Origin of the sequence: Actinomycetospora aurantiaca, assembly GCF_037401875.1 — a bacterium.
GTDB lineage: Bacteria > Actinomycetota > Actinomycetes > Mycobacteriales > Pseudonocardiaceae > Actinomycetospora > Actinomycetospora aurantiaca.
In genome coordinates this window covers 109,893-131,366 of the sequence record NZ_JBBEGN010000014.1, presented here as the reverse complement: position 1 = coordinate 131,366, position 21,474 = coordinate 109,893, and the positions used below count along the sequence as shown (strand labels likewise).

The window sequence follows — 21,474 nt, the reverse complement described above, 5'->3', positions numbered from 1 at the left end:
TACCCGCAATCGGTTACGTGTCGCGCGCCCGACGTCGGGCCCGGTGGTTGGCGACGTTCACGCGGTTCCCGCAGTGCCCGGGCATGCAGTACCGACGCCGACCGGGCCGGCTGACGTCCACGAAGACCCCGGAACAGGTGTCGGACGCACACGGACGGAAGCGGTCCGATCCGAGGTGCCGCTGCACCGACAGCAGACCCAGGCCACCCACCACTCCGAGCACCTCGGCCGCGCCGGTGTCCTCGGCGAGCACCGCCACCCACGCGTCGCCGTCGAGCGCGACCCGGACCACCGGTTCGGTGAGGACCGCCGCGCCGGCCACCCGCCCCCCCGCGTCCGCGGTCTCGACCAGGGGACGCAGCCGCTCGCGCACGGCGTGCACGTCCGCGACGTCGTCCGCGGTGATCCGCGTGGCGCCCAGGCGGTGCCCGTCGAGGAAGTCCCGCAGGGCCGCGTCGTCGCCGAGCTGGTCGACGCCGCTCCACACGCCGGGGGCGGTGTTCACCAGGTCGGTCACGACGCTGCCCGACCACGAGTAATCGTCTAAAGGTACTTGCATCCCTTACCTCGCCGCCTCTACGGTAAGTGCTCCAACGACACTTTACCCCTTAACCTGGAGGTCTCCGTGCCATCCCTCCCGAGCGTCCTCGTCGTCCCCGCCCGACCCGACGATCGGGGGCGCGAGGCCGCGAGCCGCGCCGTGGACCTGCTCGCCGGGCTCGCCGATGCGCGCGTCGCCGACCCCTCCGAGCGCACGCACCCCGGGGCGGCCGACCATGTCGTCGTGCTCGATCCCGCGCGGTGGCGCGCACCCCTGACCCGGCACCCGGCCCTGACCGCGCCCGCCGGCTCGCGTGACCGGCTCGCGGTGCTGCGGGCGTTGCGCGACGCGCCGGGCCGGGTCCGCTGGATCGGTCGGCCCGACCAGTGGGAGGACCTCCGCGCCGTGCTGCTCGCCCGCGCGAGCGTCGCCTCGGCGGTCCTGCGATGAGCGCGTCCCGGCCGGCCGCCGAGGGCCTCCAGCCGGGCCACTTCCCGGGACCGCCCGTCGCCGCCGGACACGTGGAGCCCTGCCCCCGCCGGATCCGGGCCCGCGACGACGACGGTTGGGTGCTCGGCACGACCCGGGCGCTCTACGTCTGGGAGCACCCGTACTACCCGCAGTACGCGGTGCCGCTCGCCGACCTCGCCGACCGGCTCGCCGTCCGCGGGCACGCCGCCCCGGACCTGCCCGACCACCTCGTCGTCCCCCTGCACGAGGACCTCGCCTGGTTCGAGGAGTCCGAGCCGGTCCACGGGCACCCGCGCAGCCCCTACGTCCGCGTGGACGCGGTGCGCTCCGACCGCGCCGTCACCGTGACGATGCGCGGCACCGGGACCGTCCTGGCCCGGTCGACGGCCCCCGTGGCGGTGTTCGAGACCGGTCTCCCCCCGCGGTGGTACCTCGACCCCACCGACGTCGACCTCACCCGGCTCGCGCCGACCGACACCGTCACCCGCTGTCCGTACAAGGGCGTCACCACGGCCTGGTGGAGCTCGGGCGACCTGGCCGACGTCGCCTGGAGCTACGGCTCCCCGGCGCCGGCCCTCACCGCGATCGCCGGCCTGGTCGCGTTCGACGACACCCGGTTGGACGTCGAGGTGGGCTAACCGAGGTCCGGCCAGATCCGCTGCAGCATGTGCCAGTCCTGCGGGTGCTCGGCGATCTCGCCGGCGAACGCGTCCGCCATCGCCTGCGTCGCCGCCGGTACGTCCGCCTTCGAGGGGACGGTGATCGGCGGGTGGATCCGGAAGCCCCAGCCGCGTCCGGTGAACCAGCAGCCCAGCGGGAGCAGCGGGGCGCCGGTCGCCGCCGCCAGCGACGCCGGGCCGGGCGGCATCGCGGCGCGGTGCCCGAAGAAGTCGACGCCGACGCCGTGCCGGGAGAGGTCGCGGTCCGCGACCAGGCAGACGATCCGGCCCGCCCGCAGCGCACGCAGCAGGCCCCGGACGGGTGCCTCCCCCCCGGTCATCGGCAGGATCTCGAACCCGAGCGACTCGCGGTAGGCCACGAACCGCTGGAACAGCGACTCCGGGCGCAGGCGCTCGGCCACCGTCGCGAACCCGCCGTAGCGCTGCACCGCCCACGTCCCGACGACGTCCCAGTTCCCGGAGTGGGTCAGCCCCACGACGGCCCCGCGGCCGCGGGCGAGCGCGGCGTCCAGGTGCTCCCGGCCCACGACGTCGTCGTCGACCTCGTTCGCCAGGGCCTTCGCGTCCATCGACGGCAGGCGGAACGCCTCACGCCAGTAGCGCGCGTACGACCGGACGCCGGCCCGGGTCAGCTCGTCCAGCGCCTCGACCGAGAGATCCGGCCGCACCCGCGCGTAGTTCGCCCGCAGCCGCCGCACCCCCGGCCCGCCCCGCCGTGCGGCGAGGTCCGCCCCGAGGTCGAACGCGCCCCGGGCCACCGGCTCCGGCAGTCCCCGCACGAGCCGCCACCCCGCGGCGTACCCCAGATCGGCCGCCTGTTCGGCGGCGCTCACCCCACGTCCCGCGTGGGTTCCGGCGCGTCCGTCCGCCCGGTCGCTGCCCCGTACTGCTCACGGGCGCTGGCCCACACCGCGTGGATGCGCTGCCCGACGGTCACCAGCGACCCGACGGTGAGCAGCCACAGCGCGACGTCCACCGCCCACCACACCCCCAGGCCGGTCAGCCCGATCCCGGTGAGGCCGAGGATCAGCCGCTCCGCCCGCTCGACGACCCCGCCCCCGCCCTGGAGCCCGGACGCCTCGGCGCGTGCCTTGATGTAGGAGATCAGCTGGCCCGAGATCAGGCAGATCAGGGCCAGCGCGACGATCGTCCACCGGTCGTTCGCGGCCGCCCACCACGCGATGCCGGCGAACACGGTCCCGTCGACGATGCGGTCGCAGAGCGAGTCGAGCACCCCGCCGAAGGGGCTCGACACCCCGCGCGCCCGCGCCATCGCCCCGTCCAGGACGTCCAGCATCGCGAACCCCCACACGATCATGGAGGCGGCGAAGAGGTGGCCCGTCGGGATGAGCCAGATCGCGAAGCCGGTCGCACCGGCCGTCCCGAAGACGGTCATGGCGTCGGGGTGGATGCCACGCCGGACGAGCCACCGGCCCGCCGGTTCCAGGCTGCGGCTGATCGCCGCACGCCCCCACTCGTTGATCATGAGGACCACACCTCCGCCAGCCGTTCCCGGGTCTCGGCGAGCAGCGCCGGGATCACCTTGGTCTGGCCGATCACGGTGATGAAGTTGGCGTCGCCGCCCCACCGGGGCACGACGTGCTGGTGCAGGTGGTCGGCCAGCGATCCGCCGGCGACGTGGCCGAGGTTGATGCCGACGTTGAAGCCGTGCGGCGACGACATCTCCCGCAGGGCCCGGACCGCCTGCTGGGTGAACCGCATCAGCTCGGTCGACTCGTCGTCGGTGAGGTCGTCGAGCCGGGCCACGTGCCGGTAGGGCACCACCATGAGGTGCCCCGGGTTGTACGGGTGCAGGTTGAGCACCGCGTACACGGCCTCCCCGCGGGCCACGACGAGGCCGTCCGCGTCCGAGCGGCCCGGGATCGCGCACAGCGGGCACCCGCCGTCGACCTCGCCGGTGCCCTGCTCTCCCGCGATGTAGGCCATCCGGTGGGGCGCCCACAGGCGGCGGAACCCGTCCGGGGTCCCGGCCCCGGTCAGCTCGTCGGCCTCCGTCGGGTGCTCCGCGGGCACGCCGGACTCCGGCCTCCCGGGCTGGGGCGGGAGTCCCCGCTCGCCGGTCACCACACCCGCGGACCGAAGGACGCCTCGTCGGGCGACGTGTTCTCCCGGCCCGCCACCCACGCGGCCACGGCCTCGACGGCAGTGTCCACCGGCACCCCGTTGACCTGGCTGCCGTCGCGGAAGCGGAACGACACCGCCCCGGCATCGGCGTCCTTGCCGCCGGCCAGCAGCAGGAACGGCACCTTCGCCAGGGTGTGCGTGCGGATCTTCTTCTGCATGCGGTCGTCGGAGTGGTCCGCCTCGACCCGCAGGCCGCGGGCCCGCAGGTCCGCGACGATGCCGTCGACGTAGTCCGCCTGGTCGTTCGACACCGGGATCGCGACCGCCTGCACCGGCGCGAGCCACGCCGGGAACGCGCCGGCGTAGTGCTCGGTGAGCACGCCGAAGAAGCGCTCGATCGACCCGAAGAGCGCGCGGTGGATCATCACCGGGCGCTGCCGGGAGCCGTCCGAGGAGGTGTACTCCAGCTCGAAGCGGTCGGGCAGCATCAGGTCGACCTGGATGGTCGACATCTGCCAGTACCGGCCGATGGCGTCCTTGGCCTGCACGCTGATCTTCGGGGCGTAGAACGCGGCGCCGCCCGGGTCGTCGACGAGGTCGAGCCCGAAGCTCGACGCGGCCTCCCGCAGCGCGTCGGTGGCCTCCGCCCACTCCTCGTCGGACCCGATCGACTTCTCCGGGTTGCGGGTGGAGAGCTCGAGGTAGAAGTCGTCGAGGCCGTAGTCGCGCAGCAGGCCCAGCACGAACTCCAGCAGCGAGGTGATCTCCCCCGCCATCTGGTCGCGCGTGCAGTAGATGTGCGCGTCGTCCTGGGTGAACCCGCGGGCCCGGGTCAGACCGTGCACCACGCCGGACTTCTCGTAGCGGTACACCGTCCCGAACTCGAACAGCCGCAGCGGCAGCTCCCGGTAGGACCGCCCGCGCGACCGGTAGATCAGGTTGTGCATCGGGCAGTTCATCGGCTTGAGGTAGTAGTCGACGGCCGCCCGCTTCAGCTCGCCGTCGGGACCCCGCTCCTCGTCGAGCTGCATGGGCGGGTACATGCCCTCCGCGTACCACTGCAGGTGCCCGGACAGCTCGAACAGCGAGCCCTTGGTGGCGTGCGGGGTGTTGACGAACTCGTAGCCGGCCTCGGCGTGCCGCTGCCGCGAGTAGTCCTCGAGCTCCTTGCGGATCACCCCGCCCTTGGGGTGGAACACCGCGAGGCCGGAACCGATCTCGTCCGGGAAGCTGAACAGGTCCAGCTCCGAGCCCAGCCGGCGGTGGTCGCGCCGCTCCGCCTCGGCCAGGCGCTCCAGGTACGCGTCCTGCGCCTCCTGGGACTCCCACGCGGTGCCGTAGATGCGCTGCAGCTGCGCGTTGCGCTGGTCGCCGCGCCAGTAGGCCGCGGCGCTGCGGGTGACCTTGAAGGCCGGGATGTAACCGGTGGTGGGGACGTGCGGGCCGCGGCACAGGTCGCCCCACACCCGCTCGCCGGTGTGGGCGTGGATGTTGTCGTACGCGGTGAGGTCCCCCGCCCCGACCTCCATGATCTCGCCGTCGGCCTCGGCCTCGGCGGACCCCTTGAGGTCGACCAGCTCGAGCTTGAAGGGCTCGTCCTCCAGCTCCGCCCGGGCCTCGTCCAGCGAGGCGTACTCGCGGCGGGCGAACTTCTGCTTCGCCTTGATGATCTTCTTCATGGACTTCTCGAGGTCCGCGAGGTCCTCGGGGGTGAACGGGGTGTCCACCGCGAAGTCGTAGTAGAAGCCGTCGGTGACGGGCGGGCCGATCCCCAGCTTCGCGTCCGGGAAGCGCTGCTGCACCGCCTGCGCGAGCACGTGCGCGGCGCTGTGCCGGATGACGGCGCGACCGTCCTCGGTGTCCGCCGCGACCGGGGTGACGTCGACGTCCTCCTCGGGCGCCCACGCCAGGTCCTTCAGCGTGCCGTCCGGGGCCTTCACGACGACGACGGCCTGCGGGCCGCTGCCCGGGAACCCCGCCTCGCGCACGGCCGCGCCCGCCGTCGTGCCCGCCGCGACCCGGACGTGCTGGGTGGACGCGGGGCTGGCAGGCGAGGACACGGCGGAACTCCTGGGTCGAGGGTCCGGCGGGACCTCCCGCCGGTGTGTGACCAGCCTATCGACCGGGCCGGGGCGGCCGGTGCCCCAGCACCCCCACCAGGAACGCCTCGACCGCGCGGACCACCAGCATCGTGCGCGGCGTCGGGAGGGCGTCGAACCCGTGCTGGGCGTGCGGCAGCTCGGCGTAGGCCACCGGCGCGGCCGACACCGCCCGCAGCGCGCGCACGAAGTCCCGGCTCTGCGCCGGCACGACGACCGCGTCCCCCGTCCCGTGCAGCACCAGGAACGGCGGCGCGCCGCGGTGGACCCGGTGGGTCGGCGAGGCGCCGGCCCAGCCGGTGGGCGGCCCCGCCATCATCGTGTGCGCCAGGAGCTCGTCGAGGGTGCCGCTGCCATCGTCGGCGGTGAGGTCGTAGATGCCGTAGAGCGTGACCGCGGCGTCGACGCGCGTGTGGTCGTCGTCCCGCCCGGTCAGCGCGGCCAGCGCGGCCAGGTGCGCTCCGGCCGACCCGCCGGTGACGGCGACGAAGTCCGGGTCGCCCCCGTGGTCCGCGATGTGCGTGTGCACCCAGCCCAGCGCCGCCCGGACGTCGTCGATCTGCGCCGGCCACCGGTGCCGCGGGCCGAGCCGGTAGTTCACCGACACGCCGACCCACCCGCGGGCCGCGAGGAACGACAGCAGCGGGTTCGCGTCGCCCTCCTTGCGCCCGGACGACCACGCGCCTCCGTGGATCTCCACGACGACGGGGGCCCGGGCGTCGTCGGGCAGGGCGGGGTGGCGCCAGACGTCGAGGAGGTTCGCGACGCCGTGCGGGCCGTAGGCGACGTCGCGCGCGCCCGCCGCGCGGAACCGCCGGGGCGCGGCGACGGCGCGCGGCGACAGCCAGGCGGGCGGCTCGGGGTCCGGGGACGCGGTGCCCAGCGCCGCGGTCAGGGCGTCGCGCAGCACGCCGTCCGTGGCCCGGGCCCGCCGGTCCAGCTCCAGCAGCCCGAGCACGGACCCGGCCGCGAGCGCCAGCCCGACCCGGCCCGGCCCCGAGCGCCCGGCGCCGCGCCGGGCGGCCGACAGCGCGACGCCGGCGGTCAGCAGGGCGGTCGGGCGGGGCAGTTCGGTGGCGAAGGCGGCCAGCAGCGTCGCCGCGACCGCCGCCGGCCAGCGGCGGGTCAGCGGCCGGAACCCCGCCGCCGCGACGAGGGCCGCGGACACGCCCCCGAGCAGCGCGGTGACCGCGGCCCGCCTCCCGTGCTCCGGCACACCCGCCTCCTCGTCGTCCGTGATCGAGTCTGCGCCCCTGTGGCCCGGATCGCCGGTCTCCCCCGGTGGGCCCGGGTCTGGGTCACAATGGCGCCGTGGCGGACGGAGCGGGTGTCGAGGCGCACGTGCCGTTGCGCACCGTGGACGGCTGCGCGCACGACGATCCGGCCCGGCGGCATCCCTGGGCGGACATCCCGCCCGAGGCGGCCGACCGGATGCGCACGATGGTCCTCGACACCGGCGACGACATCATCGAGCAGGTCCGCGCCCAGGTGGCGGAGTACGCCCTGTCGATGAACGGCGTGTTCGGGCAGAACATCCGCCGGGGCGTATCGGTGGCCCTGGAGCAGTTCCTGCAGCTGCTCGGCACCGACGACGACCTGCCCGACACCCGCGTCTACTTCGAGCTCGGCCGCGTCGAGCACCGCCACGGGCGCACCATGGACGCGCTGCAGAGCGCCTACCGGGTCGGGTCGCGGGTGCTGTGGCGGCGCATCTCGGCCGGCAGCGACCTGTACGGCCTGGAGCCCGACGGCATCTTCCGGCTCGCGGAGGCGCTGTTCGAGTACATCGAGCAGCTCGCCGCGGCGTCGGTGGCCGGGTACGCCCACGAGCAGAGCCTGACCGCCGGGTCGCGCCAGGCGCGGCGCCACACCCTCGTCACCACGCTGCTGCGGACCCCGCCGCCGGAGGGCCCCGAGCTCGAGCGGCTCGCCCGCGACGCGGAGTGGTCCCTGCCGCGCTCGCTCGCCGTCCTGATCTGCGACGAGGAGGCGATGCAGGCGGTGTTCCGCCGCATGCCCCCGGACGTGGTCGGCTCGCGGGTCGACGGCCTCGGGGTCCTGGTGGTCCCCGACCCCGACGGTCCCGGCCGCGCCGACTACCTCGCCGACGCCACCGCGGGGGTGCCCTCCGTCATCGGCCCGACCGTCGCCGTCGAGCACGTCGCCCGGACCGTCGCGCGGGCACGGAGCGCCTGGCCGCTGGTCGCGGCCGGCGAGATCGCCGTGCCCGACGACCGCCCCTCCCGCGGCTCCCGGCCGCCGTCGGGGCTCGTGCGGGCGGACGACCACCTGCTGGCCCTGCTGCTGCACGCCGACGTGTCGGTCACCACGGACCTGGTGGCGCAGCGCCTCGAGCCGCTGCGGCGCATGACGTCGTCGGCCCGCGACCGGGCGGTGGAGACCCTGCGGGCCTGGCTGGACGCGCACGGCGACGTCGCCGAGGCGGCCGGCACGCTGCACGTGCACCCGCAGACGGTCCGCTACCGGCTCGCGCGGCTCAAGGAGTCGTTCGCGGGCGCGCTGGACGACCCGGTGGCCCGGCTCGAGGTGGCGCTGGCACTTCGCTTCGGCGGCGCGTTCGCCGCCGAGCCCGCCGTCGAGGGCTGACCCCTCCCTCAGCCGCCGTCGCGGTGCTCGCGCACCGTGAACTCGGTGGCCGGCCGGACGCCCAGCTCGGAGACGACCTCCGCGGGCGCGCCGTCGATCTCGACGCGGGCCCCGGCGGTCAGCCGCTGCACGCGGAGCTGGCCGAGCACCCGCACCAGGGCGGGACCGCACTCGCCCTCCAGCCCGGACAGGTCGATCACCAGCTCGGCCCACGCCTCCCGGGCGAGCTGCGGGCGGAGGTCCCGCAGCGCCCGGACCTGCGCGGGCCCGGCGGGTCCGACGACGGCGAGCGCCACGCACCCGTCGTCGTACCAGCTGGTCCCGATGCCGTCGACGGCGCGCCGGGACGCGGTCAGACGGGCGTCGCGACGCCGATCGTCGAGCCCGGCGGGGACGTCGTACTGGGTGGGTGCGGCCATGGGGACCTCCGGTGCGCGCGCGGACCACGACGGATCCCGCACGGTCTCCACGGGCGACGCATGACTACCCGGCACCCTACGTGACGCACACCCCCGTGCGCCCTGCGTGACCGATCTAGAGGTCGGCGCGGCGGCTCGCGAGGGTGGCGGCGAGGTCCCGGAGCTTGATGTTCAGCTCCTGGGAGGTGCGCCGCAGGGTGTCGAACGCATCGTCGGCGGACAGGCCGCGCCGCTCCATGAGGATGCCCTTGGCCTGGCCGATCACGTCCCGGGACTGCACGGCCTCCTTGAGCTGCGAGGCGCGCAGCTCGGCCGCCTCCACCGCCTGGGCCCCCTTGAGTGCGACCGCGGCGTGGGTGGCGAGCAGCAGCGCGGTGTCGCGGTCGACGTCGTCCAGACCCCCGACGCGACGCGAGTAGTAGTTGAGCGCACCCAGGCGGGGCCGGGCGTCCTCGCCGGGGAACATGCCGGTGGCGAACACGGCGTGGAGGCCGAGCTCGGCGGCCGCGGGGCCGAAGGACAGCCAGCGCGTGTCCCGGCCGAGGTCGCCGGAGGCGGCGTAGCCGATCCCGGCGTCGAGGGTCGCCTCCACGCACGGCCCCTCGGTGAACTCGTACTGCACCGCGTCGGCCTTGCTGGCCACCGGGTCGGTCTCCACCGGCGTGGTGAACCCGTCGCCGTCGCGCAGGGTCACCGAGACGACGTCGGCCCCGGTGATGTCCCGGGCGGCGTGCACGATGCGCTCGAGCACACCCTGCACCCCGTCCTCGACCGGAGAGCTGCACAACGACTGACCCAGGGTGACGAACTGCTCCGCCAGGGGTCCCAGCGCGTCGTCGGAGTTGCTGTCCACGAACCGGTCCCGATCCTCCTGCCAGCTGTGCTCGTCCACCACCACGGACGGATCATAGGCAGCTCGGGGCGCCGCGCGCGGACGGCGCGGGTCAGGCCGCCTGCGGCGTGACGCGATCGCGCAACCGGCGCAGCGTCGCGGCCGCCGTACGGCCCACGGGCAGCGCCCTCGTCCGGCGCTTCTCGATGGACCCGTGCCCGCCGGGGAACGAGAGGCGGGCGATCTTGGCGAGCACGCCGCCGTACTGCTTCCACATCGGACCCGAGTGGTAGGGCAGCCCGTAGCGCCGGCACAGGTCGCGGACCTTGGGCGCGATCGTGCCGTAGCGGTTGGAGGGCATGTCGGGGAAGAGGTGGTGCTCGATCTGGTGGGAGAGGTTCCCGGTCATGAGGTGCAGCAGCGCCGAGCCCTCGAGGTTGGCCGAGCCGAGCATCTGCCGGACGTACCACTCGGCCTGCGACTCGTTCTCCAGGCGCTCCTCGTCGAAGGTCTCCACCTCGACCGGGAAGTGGCCGCAGAAGATCACGGCGTGGGACCAGACGTTGCGGACGGTGTTGGCGAGCAGGCCGCCGACGAGGGCCGGGACGAACGACGGCCCGGACAGCGCGGGGAAGACCACGTAGTCCTTCAGCGCCTGCTTGCCCGCCTTGCGCAGCATCGTCTTGATCTCGGGCATCTTCTCGGCCCAGGTCTTCTCGCCGCGGGCCACCTGGTCGAGCTCCAGGTCGAACGCCGCGATGCCGTACTCGAAGATCAGGGCGAGCCCGAAGTTGGTGGCGGTCTGCCACAGGTAGGTCGGGTGCCACGGCTGGTCGGGGTCGACCCGCAGCACGTTGTAGCCGATGTCCCGGTCCTTGCCGTGCACGTTGGTGTAGGTGTGGTGCAGGTAGTTGTGCGTCTGCTGCCACGACGACGCGGTGGAGACGTGGTCCCACTCCCACGTGGTGGAGTGGATCTCGGGGTCGCGCATCCAGTCCCACTGCCCGTGCAGGACGTTGTGCCCGATCTCCATGTTCTCGAGGATCTTCGCGACGCCGAGCGACGCGGTCCCGAGCACGAAGGCCGGCGGGAACAGCGCGCCGAGCAGCAGGGCGCGGCCGGCGATCTCGAGCCCGCGCTGGGTGCGGATGACCCGGCGGATGTAGCGCGCGTCGGCCTCGCCCAGCGAGGACATGACCTCGTCGCGGATCGCCTCGAGCTCGGCGCCGATGCGCTCGACGTCCTCGACGGTCAGGTGCGCGGTGGACGCCGTGATGTGTGCCGTCGACGCGCCGGGGCGGCCGGGGCCGCTGGGCGTCTTGGCCTCGTTGATCCGCGTCACGTGCTCCGGGATCGTCTCCGGGTTCGTGAGCGGGCGGTGGTCCAGGGCGGTCATGAGGTCCTCCGTGCGCTGGGGAGCAGTGGTCAGAGGTCGATGGAGCACGCGCCGGCGGCGGCGGAGACGCAGGTGCGGACGATGACGTCGCCGTCCGCCTCGGCGGTCTCCAGCTCGCCGGTGTGCAGGTTGCGCACCGTGCCGACGCTCAGGCGCCCGACGCAGGTGTGGCAGATGCCCATGCGGCAGCCGCTGGGCAGCAGGGCGCCGGCGTCCTCGCCGGCGCGCAGCAGCGGGGTGACGGCGTCGGCCTCGGCGACGACCCCCGACGTCGTGAAGGTGACCGTGCCGCCGGTCCCGTCCGCGTCCAGCGGCTCGGGCGGGCGGAAGCGCTCCACGACGCAGGGGACGCCCGCCGCGTCCGCGGCCGCGGTGAAGGCGTCGATCATCCCGATGGGGCCGCAGACGAGCATCGTGCGGGCGCGCCAGTCCGGGACCAGGTCGTCGAGGTCGGCCGGGCGCAGGTGCCCCGCGGTGCTGTCGTGCCGGTGCACCACGGCGGGCAGGTCGTCCAGGTCGTCGGCGTGCACGTGCCCGCCGCGGCCGGAGTGCACCAGGACGGCGTCGGTGGTGACCCCGCCGCGCAGCAGCCCGAGCATCGGGGTGATGCCGCTGCCGCCGGAGACCAGCAGCAGCGGCCCCGTCGCGGTGAACTCCCCCGCCGCCGGGCCGAGCCCGACCAGGTCACCGCGCCGCGCGACCCGCGCGAGGTGGGTCGAGACGGAGCCGTCCGGGACGGCGGTGACGCTCACGGTGAGGTGTTCGGCGTCCGGCGCCGAGGTGATCGAGTAGGTGCGCCAGTGCCGGCGGCCGCCGAGGTCCACGCCGAGGCCGACGTGCTGGCCGGGTCGGTGCCCGTGCCAGCCGGCGCCGGTGCGCACGGTGAGCTCGGTGGTCGCGGGACCGACGGGGCGGGTCGCGACGATGCGGCCCTTCGGCGCACGGGCGGACCACAGCGGGTCGACGAAGGCCAGGTAGTCGTCGGGCAGCAGCGGCGTGGCCAGCACGCGCGTGGCCCGGGCGAGCACTCCAGCGATCACGGAACCGACGGTAAGGACGCCCTTGCCACGGTCTCTACAGCCGAAGCGACGACCCGGTCACGGGTTCTGTTGCATCTCGACAAATCAGTGCAGGGATCGCGTGAGCAGGCCCGCGAGCGCGCCCCGGTCGGCCGTCCGGGGGGCGTTCCGGCCCACCGGGTCGGCGGCCGCGGTGGCGGCCAGGGCCTCCACCTCGGCCGGGCCGAGCCCGAGCGCGGCCCGGTCGACGCCCGGCGGGACCCCGAGCGCGTCGGTCCAGCGCGCCAGCGCCCCGGGCAGCTCGCCGGGATGCGCCAGGCCCAGGAGCTCCGTGACCCGCGCCCAGGCCCCCGCCTCGGTGGGCGAGTCGTCCAGCGACCACGCCACCACCTCCGGCATCACCATGGCGAGCGCGCGACCGTGCACCACGCCGTGGTGGGCGGTGAGTGCGTGGCCCAGGCCGTGCACCAGCCCGAGCCCGGAGCGGGTCAGGGCCTGCCCGGCCAGGTGCGCGCCCAGCAGCATCTCGGCCCGCGCGGCGGGGTCGGAGCCGTCCGCGAACGCCACCGGCAGCCACCGCCACACCCGCCGCAGCGCCTCGGCGGCGAACGCCTCGGACACCGGGCTGCGCCCGCGGCTGACCAGCGACTCCAGCGCGTGGACCAGCGCGTCGACGCCCGTCGCGGCCGTGGCGCCCGGCGGCAGGCCGTGGGTGAGCAACGGGTCGAGCAGGGCGACCCGCGGCGTCGTCGAGGCGTCGCCGCAGTAGACCTTGCAGCGGCGCACCGGGTCCTCCAGCACGCCGAACCCGTTGGTCTCGGCGCCGGTGCCCGCGGTGGTCGGGACGGCGATCAGGGGCAGTCCCGGCCCGGTGGGGTCGGCCGCCAGGCGGGCGATCCCCTTCGCGGCGTCGAGGGCGGAGCCGCCACCGAGCGCCACGACCACCGGGCGGCTGCCCGGGAACGCCTCCGCGACGACCTGCGCACCGGCCTCGACCGCCGGCACCGTCGGGTTGCCCGGGATCTCGTCGACCACGACCGTCGGGCACCCCGCCGCGGCGAGCACGGTCAGGGCCTCGTCGACGATGCCGGTCGCCCGCAGCCCCGGGTCGGTGACCACGACCGCGCCGCCGGAGCGGGCCGAGGTGTGCACGTCCAGGACGTGGTCGCCGAGGCGGGCCAGCGCTCCGGGCCCGGAGTCGACGACCGGGCCGCCCTCGTGCACGAACGGCACGGCCGCCGGGCAGGCGCAGGTCACCGCCCGCTCCACCGCGCTCACAGCGCGAACCAGGTCGTCTTGGGCGCGGTGAAGGCGTCCAGCGCGGCCAGCGAGCGGTCGCGGCCGCCGCCGGTGTCCCCGCCGCCGCCGAACGGCGTCGTCACCGAGGCCGCGTCGAAGGTGTTCACCCACACCGTCCCGGCCCGCAGCGCGTCGGCGACCCGGTGGGCGGTGGTTACGTCCCGGGTCCACACCGACGCGGCGAGCTCGAACCGCGTCGCGTTGGCCAGGGCCACGGCCTCGTCGGGACCGTCGGCCGTGATCACCGACAGCACGGGGCCGAAGATCTCCTCCTGGGCGAGCCGGGAGTCGTTCGGCACCCCGTCCAGCACGGTCGGTTCGACGTAGGTCCCGCCCGGGACCGGCTCCAGCACCGACCCGCCGAACGCGACGTCCACCGTCCCGCGGGCCAGGTCGAGGTACCCGACGACGCGGTCGAGCTGGGTGCGGTCGACGATCGCGCCGAGCACGGTGTCCTCGTCGAGCGGGTCGCCGACGGTGAAGGTCTTGGCCAGGTCCACGACCCGCGCCACGAGCTCGTCGTGCACCCGCCGGTCGACGACCACCCGCGAGCCGGCGTGGCAGGTCTGGCCCGCGTTGTAGAAGATCCCCCACGCGATGGCGGAGGCCGCGGCGTCCAGGTCGGCGTCCGGCAGCACCACCTGCGCGGACTTGCCGCCGGCCTCCACCGCGACCGCCTTGCCGTTGGACTCGCCGGAGTACCGGTGGAACAGCCGCCCCACCTCGACCGACCCGGTGAACCCGATCTTGTCGATCCCGGGGTGGCGGCCCAGCGCCGCACCCGTCGTCGGGCCGTCGCCGGAGAGCGCCGTGAACACGGCGTCGGGCAGGCCGGCCTCCGCGGCGAGCCGGGCGAGGATCAGCGCGGACGACGGCGACTGCTCGGCTGGCTTGACGATCACGCTGTTCCCGACGGCGAGCGCGGGCGCGATCTTCCACGCGGTGATGATCAGCGGGTAGTTCCACGGCACCACCGCGGCGACGACGCCGAGCGGGCGGCGGGTGATCGTCGCGAGCGCGCCGGGACCGGTCGGGGCGATCAGGTCGTAGTGCTTGTCGATCGCCTCGGCGTACCAGGTGATCACGTCCGCGCAGCTCGGGACGTCGACGGTGCGCGACTCGCGGATCGGCTTGCCGGTGTCCAGCGTCTCGGCGAGCGCGAGCTCCTCGGTGTGCTCGCGCACCAGTTCCGCGAACCGCAGCAGGGTCCGTTTCCGCGCGGCGGGCGCGAGCCGCGCCCACCGGCCGTCGTCGTGCGCGCGCCGGGCGGCGGCGACCGCGGCGTCGACCTCGGCCTGCCCGGCGAACGGGACGGGCCCGAGCAGCGAGCCGTCGCGCGGGGTGTGGGCGGGCATGGTCGCGTCCGGGGTCACCTCGGCCCCGTCGATGAGCAACGTCCTGGGTGGGCTGAAGCCGGTCATCGGTCGCTCCCGAGCGAGGGGTGCAGGACGGCACCGAGGCCCGGTGCCTGGGGGACGGCGAGGGTGCCGTCGGCGGCGGGCCACAGCGGCTCGGCGAGGAGGAAGTCCCGCCGCTCCGGGGTCCAGCCACCAGCGGGGTCGTGGGGGAACTCCAGGTACGGCCCGCCGCCGACGCCCGCCGCGACGTGCAGGTTCGCGAGCAGGCCGAGCCCGTTGGACCAGGTGTGCGGGGTGAACCGGCGGTGCCGCGCGCGCAGCGCCTCGGCGAGGTGGCGGGTGCGAGAGATCCCGAGGGAGAGCACGACGTCGGTCTGCACCACGTCCAGCTCCCCGGTCAGGGCCGCGAGCTGCGTGGCGTCGTCGCACATCTCCCCGGAGGCGATCCGCAGCCCGTGGTTCTCGGCGCGCAGCAGCCGGTGCCCGGCGACGTCGTCGTAGGGCAGCGGCTCCTCGATCCAGCCGGGCTCGTACTCCGCGAGGCGGCGCACCAGGCGCCGGATGCCGACCAGCTCGACGGCGGGCCGCACGTCGCCGGCCATCCGCCAGGCCTGGTTGAGGTCGACCAGCACGTCCAGCCGGTCGCCCACCGCCTCGCGCACGGCCGCGACGGAGGCGACGCCGGGCTCCGGGTCGCGGGGGTCGACCCGCACCTTGACCGCCCGGAACCCCTGGGCGACCAGCTCGCGGGCATCGTGGGCGCGGCGCTCCGGTGGCTGCACCGAGCACCAGGACGCGTACACCGGAAGCCGGTCGGCGACCCCGCCGAGCAGCACCGACACCGGCAGGCCGGCGGCCTGCCCGACGACGTCCCAGAGCGCGGCCTCGAGCGGCCAGTACCGCCCGCCGTGGAAGGCGACGGACTCGATGCGGCGCACCTGGGTCTCGATCGCGAGCGGGTCGGTGCCCACGAAGTGGTGCACGTGCGGCGCGAAGCCCGCCATCGTGTCGCCGGAGCCGACGCCGACGATCCCGGCGTCGGTCTCGACCGCCACGAGCGTGGCCGCGAACTCGCGTCGGGGGTCCGGGTCCCACGCGGCCTGCATGGGCGGGTCCAGCTCGAGCGTGTGCTCGGTGATGCGGATGCCGGTGATTTTCATGGCGCCCGCAGTGCACGGCGTCCCGGACGCCGGAGCAAGGCGTTCTTGCGCTCAGCGCAAGTAGCCTGGCCGGATGGACGGGCTGCAGCGGGACGTGGACCTGCTGGCCGCCCTGACCTCCCCCGAGGCGCAGGGCGCCGGCCTCGGCGTCACGCGCCTCGCGGCGCTGACCGGCCGGACCGAGTCGCAGGTCTCGCGGGCCCTCGTCGCCCTGGCCGGCCAGGGCCTCGTGGAGCGCGACCCGCGGAGCCGCCGCTACGCCCTGGGCTGGCGGCTGTACGCCTTCGCGGCGCGCACCACGGAGGCACGGCTGGTCCGGACGGCGGGGCGGGTGCTGACCGCGCTCGCCGCGCGCTTCGGCGTCGGGGCGCACCTGTGCCGGCTGCACGGCGACGCCGTCGCGACCGTCCTGACGGTGGCCGGCGACGGCTCGGCGCCGCGGGTCGCCTTCGACGTCTCCGACGTGCCGATCGAGGTCAGCTCGGCCGGCCGCGTGCTGCTCGCGTTCCGCGACGAGGCGGCGCTGGCGCGGCGGCTCGGCGGGGCGGGCCTGGACCCGGGGATCGCCGGGCGCACCGTGGCCGACGGGGTCGCCGTCGTGGACGGCGAGCTCGACCGGCGGCTGGCGGGCGCGTCCGCACCGGTCCGCGACGTCCACGGCGGGGTCGTCGCGGCCGTCAACACGTCCGGTCCGGTGGCCCGGGTCCGGCCGGTCCTGGCCCGTCTCGCGGCCGCCACCGTCGACGCGGCGGCGGACCTCTCCACCCGGTTGGGGGCCTGACCCGCCGATCTCCGGCCGCCGCGCTCCGGATCTCCATCAGATGTACCAGTCGGCCGCAGTTTGAAGCGCGATCGGGCGAATGGGTGCCCGCGACCGGTCCCCTCGATCGGCGGTTCACCCCGCGAACCCCCCTGAGCAGGATGCTTCGCACGCACATCGACGGAGGTCACGTTGCTCTCTGGGGGCGTTCCCACGCCACGGGTCGACACCCGGGTCCCGCATCGCAGCTACTCGGTCCCGGGGACCGGTATCCGCATCGCCGTCACCACCCCGGAGAGCCATCCCGACCTGTGGGCCGCGCACCTCGAGGGCCTCGACCGGCTCTACACCGAGCACGGGGTGGGCGCCGCGGCGAAGGTCGACGAGCGCCCCACCTCCCTCGTGTTCACCGCGCTCGACCCGGACGGCCGCGCCGTCTCCGGCATCCGCTCGCACGGCCCCGTCGAGACCGCGGAGGACACCCAGGCCCTGGACGTCTGGGCGGGCGACCCGGAGGTCCGCGCCGTGATCGCGGGCTGGGTCCCCGACGGCCTCGTCGAGACCCAGGGTTTCTGGATGGCCCCGGACTTCTCCGGGCGCCGCGAGCTGATGGCCGCGATGAAGCGGACCCCCGTCGTCGCGAGCGCCGTCCTCGGGGCGCGCTTCGCGATGGGCACCGCCGCGCACACGATGCGCCTGTTCGTCTCCGCGGGCGCGGTCGTGGTCGACTCGATCCCCGCCGTGCCCTACCCCGATCCGCGCTACCGCACGACGCTGGCCTACTGGGACCGCTGGCACTGGTCGCCGGCCGTGTCCGGGGCCGAGATCCGGGCGGTCGACGACACGGTCGCGGAACTGGTCGAGGTCGCGGTGCCGGCGCCCCGGGGTGCGCGGTGACCGCCTGGCGGGCCGTCCCGGTCGACGGCGAGACCCTGGCCGCGCTGCGCGCCGACCCGACCGTCACCGTCCTCGACCAGCGCGACGCCCAGACCGCGGAGCTCGCGGCGCTCCGCGGGCCGCGGGTCCCGGCGGGGACCCGCTGGATGCACTTCCCCTGGCGGCGGGCCGTGGTCGGCCTCCTCGACTCCGAGCCCTACCGCCGGCTCCGCCTGGACCGCAACCGCAACAAGATCACCGCCGACGAACAGGACCGCCTCGACCGGCTGACCGTCGCCGTCGCGGGCCTGTCGGTCGGGCACGCGGTCGCGCACACGCTCGCGCTCGAGGGGCTCTGCGGGCGGATGCGGCTCGCGGACTTCGACGACGTCGCTGTCTCCAACCTTAACCGCATCCCGGTCGGGCTGTTCGAGGTCGGCGAGAACAAGGCCGTCGTCGCCGCCCGCCGGATCGCCGAGCTCGACCCGTACCTGGACACCGAGGCCGTCACGACCGGCGTGACCCCGGACGCGATCGACGACTTCCTCGCGGGTGTGGACGTCCTGGTCGAGGAGGCCGACTCGCTCGACGTCAAGGTGCTGCTGCGCGAGCGGGCGCGCGCGCTGGGCGTCCCGGTGCTGATGGCGACGAGCGACCGGGGCCTCGTCGACGTCGAGCGCTTCGACCTCGAGCCGGACCGCCCGCTCTTCCACGGGCTCGCCGGCGACCTGACCGCGGCCGCCCTCGCCGACCTCGACCCGCGCGACAAGGCCCCGTACGTCCTGCGGATCGTGGGCGCCGACCGGGTGTCCGCGCGGGCGGCCGCGTCGATGGTGGAGGTCGGCTCGACGTTGTCGACGTGGCCGCAGCTCGGCAGCGACGTCGTGCTCGGGGCCGCCACGGTCGCGGCCGCGGTGCGCCGGCTCGGCCTCGGCGAGCCGCTGCCGTCGGGACGCACGCGGATCGACCTCGACGAGCTGCTGGTCGACGTCGCGACGGAGTCCGCGCCGGCCGACCTCCCCGAGGAGACCGCCGACGACGAGCCCGGCGACCCCGTCCTCGAGGCGGTCCGGCGCGCGCCGTCGGGCGGCAACGTCCAGCCGTGGTCGGTCGAGCTCACGGACTCCGAGCTCCGCCTGTTCCTCGACCGCAGCCGCACCACGACGATGGACCTCGCGCACCGCGGCAGCTACGTCGCCCTCGGCGCGGCGCTGTTCAACGCCCGCGCCGCGGCGGCGCGGGAGGGCCGGCTGGGGCCCGTGGAGATCCTCCCGGACGCCACGTCGCCCGACCTCGTCGCGACGCTGCGGTTCGCCCCCGGCACCGACGAGCGCCTGGCCGCCGCGGACGTGCTCGCCCGCGGCACCGACCGGGCGCTGGGCCGGCCCCGCCCGATCGGCGTCGCCACCCGCCTCGCCCTCGTCGAGGCCGCCGGCGCCGAGGGCGGGCGGCTGCACCTGCTGGAGCCGGGCGAGGCGATGCACGCCGCCGGCGAGGCGATCGCGGCCGCCGACCGCATCCGCTACCTCACCGAGCGGCTGCACGGCGAGATGGTCGGCGAGCTCGTCGAGCACGGCGAGCCGACCGGCATCGACGTCGCGGCCCTCGGCCTGGGCCCCGCCGACGTCGCCACCCTGCAGATCGTGCGGCGGCCCGAGGTCATGCGGACCCTCGCCGGCTGGGGCGGCGGGTCCGCCCTCGCCGAGGACACCCGCACCCGGATCGCGTCCAGCTCGGCGCTCGCCGTCGTGACCGTCGACGGGACCGCGCCCGCCGACCTCGTCCGCGGCGGCCAGGCCGTCGAGGCGGTGTGGGTCGAGGCCCAGGCCCGCGGACTCGCGGTGCACCCGACGTCGCCGGTGTTCCTCTACGCGCACTCCGCGGACGACCTCGACGAGCTCTCCGGCGAGTTCGCCGACGAGCTCGCGGACCTGCAGCGGCGGTTCTCCCGCGCGGTCGGGCTCGCCGACGGGGAGGTCGTCGCGCTGGTGCTGCGGCTGGGCCACACCGCCGGTCCCCCGGTGCGCAGCCGACGGCGCCCGCTCGTCGACCTGACGCGGCCTCCCCGGATGGCGTAGGGGCAACTACCCTCGGTCAGGTGTGGGAGCCGACCGGGACGCCAGGGGTCACCGACCTCGACGGCCTGGTCGCCGCCGTGGCCACCCGGCTGATGGGCGCGACGTCGGCCGGGCTGGTCGTCGCCGTGCAGGACGTGCTGTCCCGGCTCGTCGCGTTCTTCGAGGTCGACCTGAGCTTCCTGCGCTTCCACGACCTGGCGCGGCGCACCACGAACCTCGTCGCCGAGTGGCCGCCGCGACCGGTCGTGCCCGACCCGGACCCGCTCGGCGTCATCCCCTTCGCCACCGCCGACCCGGTGTTCGCCGCCACCGAGCACCTCACCGCGATCGGCGTCCGCCGACCCCGCGACGCGGCGGACTACCAGGAGCGTGTGCGGCAGGGATCCGGGATCGCGGAGACGTCGGTCGCGATGGTCCCGCTGCGGGCGGGCGGGGTCACGACGGGCGGCCTCGGGTTCGTCAAGTACGGCGACCGCTCCTGGGAGGACGCCGAGCTGCGCGCGCTGACCACGATCGGGCTCCTCTTCGCGCAGATGCAGGGCCGGATCGCCGCCGAGGACCGGTTGCGCCACCTCGCCGACCACGACGAGCTCACCGGCCTGCCCCACCGGCGGACCCTGCTCGACCACCTGGCCCGCGACCGCACCGGCGCCCTGCTCGTCCTCGACGTCGACCGGCTGCAGGCCCTCAACGACTTCCTCGGCCACGAGGCCGGCGACCGGTTCCTCGTGACGACGGGCGAGCGGCTGCGCGCCGTGGTCGGTCCGGACGACGTCGTCGCGCGGCTCGGCGGCGACCGGTTCGCGGTCGCGCTCGACGGCCCGGTCGACGAGTCGCACGCCCGGGAGGTGGCGCGGTCGCTGCGCCACGCCGTGGCCGAGCCGGTGCTCCTGGCCGGGCAGTCGCTGACGCGGACGGCGAGCGTGGGCATCGGCCTCGCGGCGGCCGACCCGGAGACGGACCGGCTGCGGGGCGCGGAGGAGGCCGTGCTCGCCGCGAAGTCCCGCGGCGGCAACGAGGTCGCGGCGTTCTCCGCGGCCATGCTGGCCCGCGAGCGGATGCGCGTGGCGGTCGAGATGACGTTGCCCGCGGCGCTGCGCGGCGGTGCGCTCGGGCTGGCCTACCAGCCGATCGTCGACCTGGCGACCCGCGCCACGGTCGGGGTCGAGGCGCTGGCCCGCTGGGAGCACCCGACCCTGGGCGCCGTCCCGCCGGAGCTGTTCGTCGGGGTCGCCGAGGCCACGAACCTCGCCGCCGAGCTGGGCGACTGGGTCCTCGACCGCGCCTGCCGCCAGCTCGCCGCCTGGCGCGCCGCGGCGCCGGGCCTCGTCGTCTCGGTCAACCTCTCGCCCCTCGACCTGGTCGCCGACGACCTCGCCGACCGCGTGCGCGCCGCGCTGGTCCGGCACGGGCTCTCCGGCCGCGACCTCGTGCTGGAGGTCACCGAGCACGCGGTGGTCTCCGACGACGCCGCGGCGCTGCGCACGCTGCGCCGGCTGCGCGCCGAGGGCGTGGCGATCGCGATCGACGACTTCGGGACCGGCTACAGCTCGCTGGCCCAGCTCAAGGCGTTCCCGGTCACCGTCCTGAAGATCGACCGCCGCTTCGTCCGCGACCTCGGGACGGACGCCGACGACCTCGCGATCGTCCGCTCGATCGCGGGGCTGGCGGAGTCGTTCGGCCTGGACCTCGTCGCCGAGGGCGTCGAGTCCGAGCGCGCGGCGGCGATCCTGGCCGACCTCGGCTGCCGGCACGCGCAGGGCCACCTGTTCGCGCCGGCCCGCCCGGCCTGAT

The 21,474-nt window shown here is 75.4% G+C and carries 20 protein-coding genes; 7 read left to right on the top strand and 13 right to left on the bottom strand.

From position 1 onward, the window contains the following. Nucleotides 1-13: 13 nt before the first annotated feature. Complete coding sequence (locus tag WCD74_RS23135; protein ID WP_337697243.1) at nucleotides 14-517, bottom strand: CGNR zinc finger domain-containing protein; 504 nt, start codon at nucleotides 515-517, stop codon at nucleotides 14-16. Between the two features lie 108 nt (nucleotides 518-625). Here WCD74_RS23135 and WCD74_RS23130 point away from each other — a divergent pair, with 108 nt between their 5' ends. Both WCD74_RS23130 and WCD74_RS23125 read left to right on the top strand, forming a co-directional pair. Then, nucleotides 626-991: a hypothetical protein gene (locus tag WCD74_RS23130; RefSeq protein ID WP_337697242.1), complete on the top strand. Its 366-nt coding sequence runs from the start codon at nucleotides 626-628 to the stop codon at nucleotides 989-991. Further along, nucleotides 988-1,650: a DUF427 domain-containing protein gene (locus WCD74_RS23125; protein ID WP_337697241.1), complete on the top strand. Its 663-nt coding sequence runs from the start codon at nucleotides 988-990 to the stop codon at nucleotides 1,648-1,650. Before WCD74_RS23130 ends, WCD74_RS23125 begins: the two co-directional genes overlap by 4 nt. On the opposite strand, the gene WCD74_RS23120 is transcribed toward WCD74_RS23125, so the two are convergent. The 5 genes from WCD74_RS23120 to WCD74_RS23100 all read right to left on the bottom strand — a co-directional run bounded on the left by WCD74_RS23120 (nucleotide 1,647) and on the right by WCD74_RS23100 (nucleotide 7,092). After that, on the bottom strand, nucleotides 1,647-2,525 hold the full coding sequence (locus WCD74_RS23120; protein ID WP_337697240.1) for a phosphatidylinositol mannoside acyltransferase: 879 nt from the start codon (nucleotides 2,523-2,525) through the stop codon (nucleotides 1,647-1,649). The two genes, WCD74_RS23125 and WCD74_RS23120, sit on opposite strands and share 4 nt — an antisense overlap. Continuing rightward, the gene (pgsA, locus tag WCD74_RS23115; RefSeq protein ID WP_337697239.1) at nucleotides 2,522-3,178 is read right to left on the bottom strand and encodes a phosphatidylinositol phosphate synthase; all 657 of its coding nucleotides are present in this window, start codon (nucleotides 3,176-3,178) and stop codon (nucleotides 2,522-2,524) included. Before pgsA ends, WCD74_RS23120 begins: the two co-directional genes overlap by 4 nt. After that, entirely contained in the window at nucleotides 3,175-3,639 is a 465-nt protein-coding gene (locus WCD74_RS23110; protein WP_337697270.1) for an HIT family protein, read from the bottom strand. The genes pgsA and WCD74_RS23110 overlap by 4 nt, the downstream gene beginning before the upstream one ends. A gap of 134 nt (nucleotides 3,640-3,773) precedes the next feature. Beyond that, on the bottom strand, nucleotides 3,774-5,837 hold the full coding sequence (thrS, locus tag WCD74_RS23105) for a threonine--tRNA ligase (protein ID WP_337697238.1): 2,064 nt from the start codon (nucleotides 5,835-5,837) through the stop codon (nucleotides 3,774-3,776). Nucleotides 5,838-5,892: 55 nt separating this feature from the next. Then, the gene (locus WCD74_RS23100; RefSeq protein ID WP_337697237.1) at nucleotides 5,893-7,092 is read right to left on the bottom strand and encodes an alpha/beta hydrolase fold domain-containing protein; all 1,200 of its coding nucleotides are present in this window, start codon (nucleotides 7,090-7,092) and stop codon (nucleotides 5,893-5,895) included. Between the two features lie 95 nt (nucleotides 7,093-7,187). On the opposite strand from WCD74_RS23100, the gene WCD74_RS23095 reads away from it, so the two are divergent. Next, the gene (locus tag WCD74_RS23095; RefSeq protein ID WP_337697236.1) at nucleotides 7,188-8,483 is read left to right on the top strand and encodes a PucR family transcriptional regulator; all 1,296 of its coding nucleotides are present in this window, start codon (nucleotides 7,188-7,190) and stop codon (nucleotides 8,481-8,483) included. An 8-nt stretch (nucleotides 8,484-8,491) separates the two neighbouring features. Here the strand turns inward: WCD74_RS23095 and WCD74_RS23090 are convergent, their stop codons facing one another. From WCD74_RS23090 to WCD74_RS23060, 7 genes are all read right to left on the bottom strand, one after another. Beyond that, nucleotides 8,492-8,902: an STAS domain-containing protein gene (locus WCD74_RS23090; protein ID WP_337697235.1), complete on the bottom strand. Its 411-nt coding sequence runs from the start codon at nucleotides 8,900-8,902 to the stop codon at nucleotides 8,492-8,494. A 115-nt stretch (nucleotides 8,903-9,017) separates the two neighbouring features. Next, entirely contained in the window at nucleotides 9,018-9,800 is a 783-nt protein-coding gene (locus WCD74_RS23085) for a GAF and ANTAR domain-containing protein (RefSeq protein WP_337697234.1), read from the bottom strand. A 46-nt stretch (nucleotides 9,801-9,846) separates the two neighbouring features. Beyond that, nucleotides 9,847-11,130 (bottom strand): fatty acid desaturase family protein, encoded by a 1,284-nt coding sequence (locus tag WCD74_RS23080; protein ID WP_337697233.1) that lies wholly within the window; start codon nucleotides 11,128-11,130, stop codon nucleotides 9,847-9,849. 29 nt (nucleotides 11,131-11,159) lie between these two features. Beyond that, nucleotides 11,160-12,170: a flavin reductase family protein gene (locus WCD74_RS23075; protein ID WP_337697232.1), complete on the bottom strand. Its 1,011-nt coding sequence runs from the start codon at nucleotides 12,168-12,170 to the stop codon at nucleotides 11,160-11,162. Between the two features lie 84 nt (nucleotides 12,171-12,254). Further along, nucleotides 12,255-13,427, bottom strand: a complete 1,173-nt coding sequence (locus tag WCD74_RS23070) for an iron-containing alcohol dehydrogenase family protein (RefSeq protein ID WP_337697231.1) — start codon at nucleotides 13,425-13,427, stop codon at nucleotides 12,255-12,257. After that, entirely contained in the window at nucleotides 13,424-14,869 is a 1,446-nt protein-coding gene (locus WCD74_RS23065; RefSeq protein WP_337697230.1) for an aldehyde dehydrogenase family protein, read from the bottom strand. Before WCD74_RS23065 ends, WCD74_RS23070 begins: the two co-directional genes overlap by 4 nt. Then, a complete protein-coding gene (locus WCD74_RS23060) occupies nucleotides 14,866-15,966 on the bottom strand; it encodes a mandelate racemase/muconate lactonizing enzyme family protein (RefSeq protein ID WP_337697229.1) in 1,101 nt (366 codons plus the stop codon). The genes WCD74_RS23065 and WCD74_RS23060 overlap by 4 nt, the downstream gene beginning before the upstream one ends. Before the next feature lie 73 nt (nucleotides 15,967-16,039). On the opposite strand from WCD74_RS23060, the gene WCD74_RS23055 reads away from it, so the two are divergent. From WCD74_RS23055 to WCD74_RS23040, 4 genes are all read left to right on the top strand, one after another. Beyond that, nucleotides 16,040-16,747 carry an IclR family transcriptional regulator gene (locus WCD74_RS23055; RefSeq protein WP_337697228.1) on the top strand — a complete coding sequence of 236 codons (708 nt, stop codon included), beginning with the start codon at nucleotides 16,040-16,042 and terminating at the stop codon, nucleotides 16,745-16,747. Between the two features lie 171 nt (nucleotides 16,748-16,918). Beyond that, nucleotides 16,919-17,623: a hypothetical protein gene (locus tag WCD74_RS23050; protein ID WP_337697227.1), complete on the top strand. Its 705-nt coding sequence runs from the start codon at nucleotides 16,919-16,921 to the stop codon at nucleotides 17,621-17,623. Further along, on the top strand, nucleotides 17,620-19,680 hold the full coding sequence (locus tag WCD74_RS23045) for an Rv1355c family protein (protein ID WP_337697226.1): 2,061 nt from the start codon (nucleotides 17,620-17,622) through the stop codon (nucleotides 19,678-19,680). The genes WCD74_RS23050 and WCD74_RS23045 overlap by 4 nt, the downstream gene beginning before the upstream one ends. A 20-nt stretch (nucleotides 19,681-19,700) precedes the next feature. Then, nucleotides 19,701-21,473: a putative bifunctional diguanylate cyclase/phosphodiesterase gene (locus WCD74_RS23040; protein ID WP_337697225.1), complete on the top strand. Its 1,773-nt coding sequence runs from the start codon at nucleotides 19,701-19,703 to the stop codon at nucleotides 21,471-21,473. The last annotated feature ends 1 nt before the right edge of the window (nucleotide 21,474 follow it).

Coding starts and splice junctions, on each gene's coding strand:
- WCD74_RS23125 (WP_337697241.1), top strand. CDS start 988: ATGAGCGCGTCCCGGCCGGCCGCCGAGGGCCTCCAGCCGGGCCACTTC.
- pgsA (WP_337697239.1), bottom strand. CDS start 3,178: ATGATCAACGAGTGGGGGCGTGCGGCGATCAGCCGCAGCCTGGAACCG.
- WCD74_RS23110 (WP_337697270.1), bottom strand. CDS start 3,639: ATGGCCTACATCGCGGGAGAGCAGGGCACCGGCGAGGTCGACGGCGGG.
- WCD74_RS23090 (WP_337697235.1), bottom strand. CDS start 8,902: ATGGCCGCACCCACCCAGTACGACGTCCCCGCCGGGCTCGACGATCGG.
- WCD74_RS23080 (WP_337697233.1), bottom strand. CDS start 11,130: ATGACCGCCCTGGACCACCGCCCGCTCACGAACCCGGAGACGATCCCG.
- WCD74_RS23065 (WP_337697230.1), bottom strand. CDS start 14,869: ATGACCGGCTTCAGCCCACCCAGGACGTTGCTCATCGACGGGGCCGAG.
- WCD74_RS23060 (WP_337697229.1), bottom strand. CDS start 15,966: ATGAAAATCACCGGCATCCGCATCACCGAGCACACGCTCGAGCTGGAC.
- WCD74_RS23055 (WP_337697228.1), top strand. CDS start 16,040: ATGGACGGGCTGCAGCGGGACGTGGACCTGCTGGCCGCCCTGACCTCC.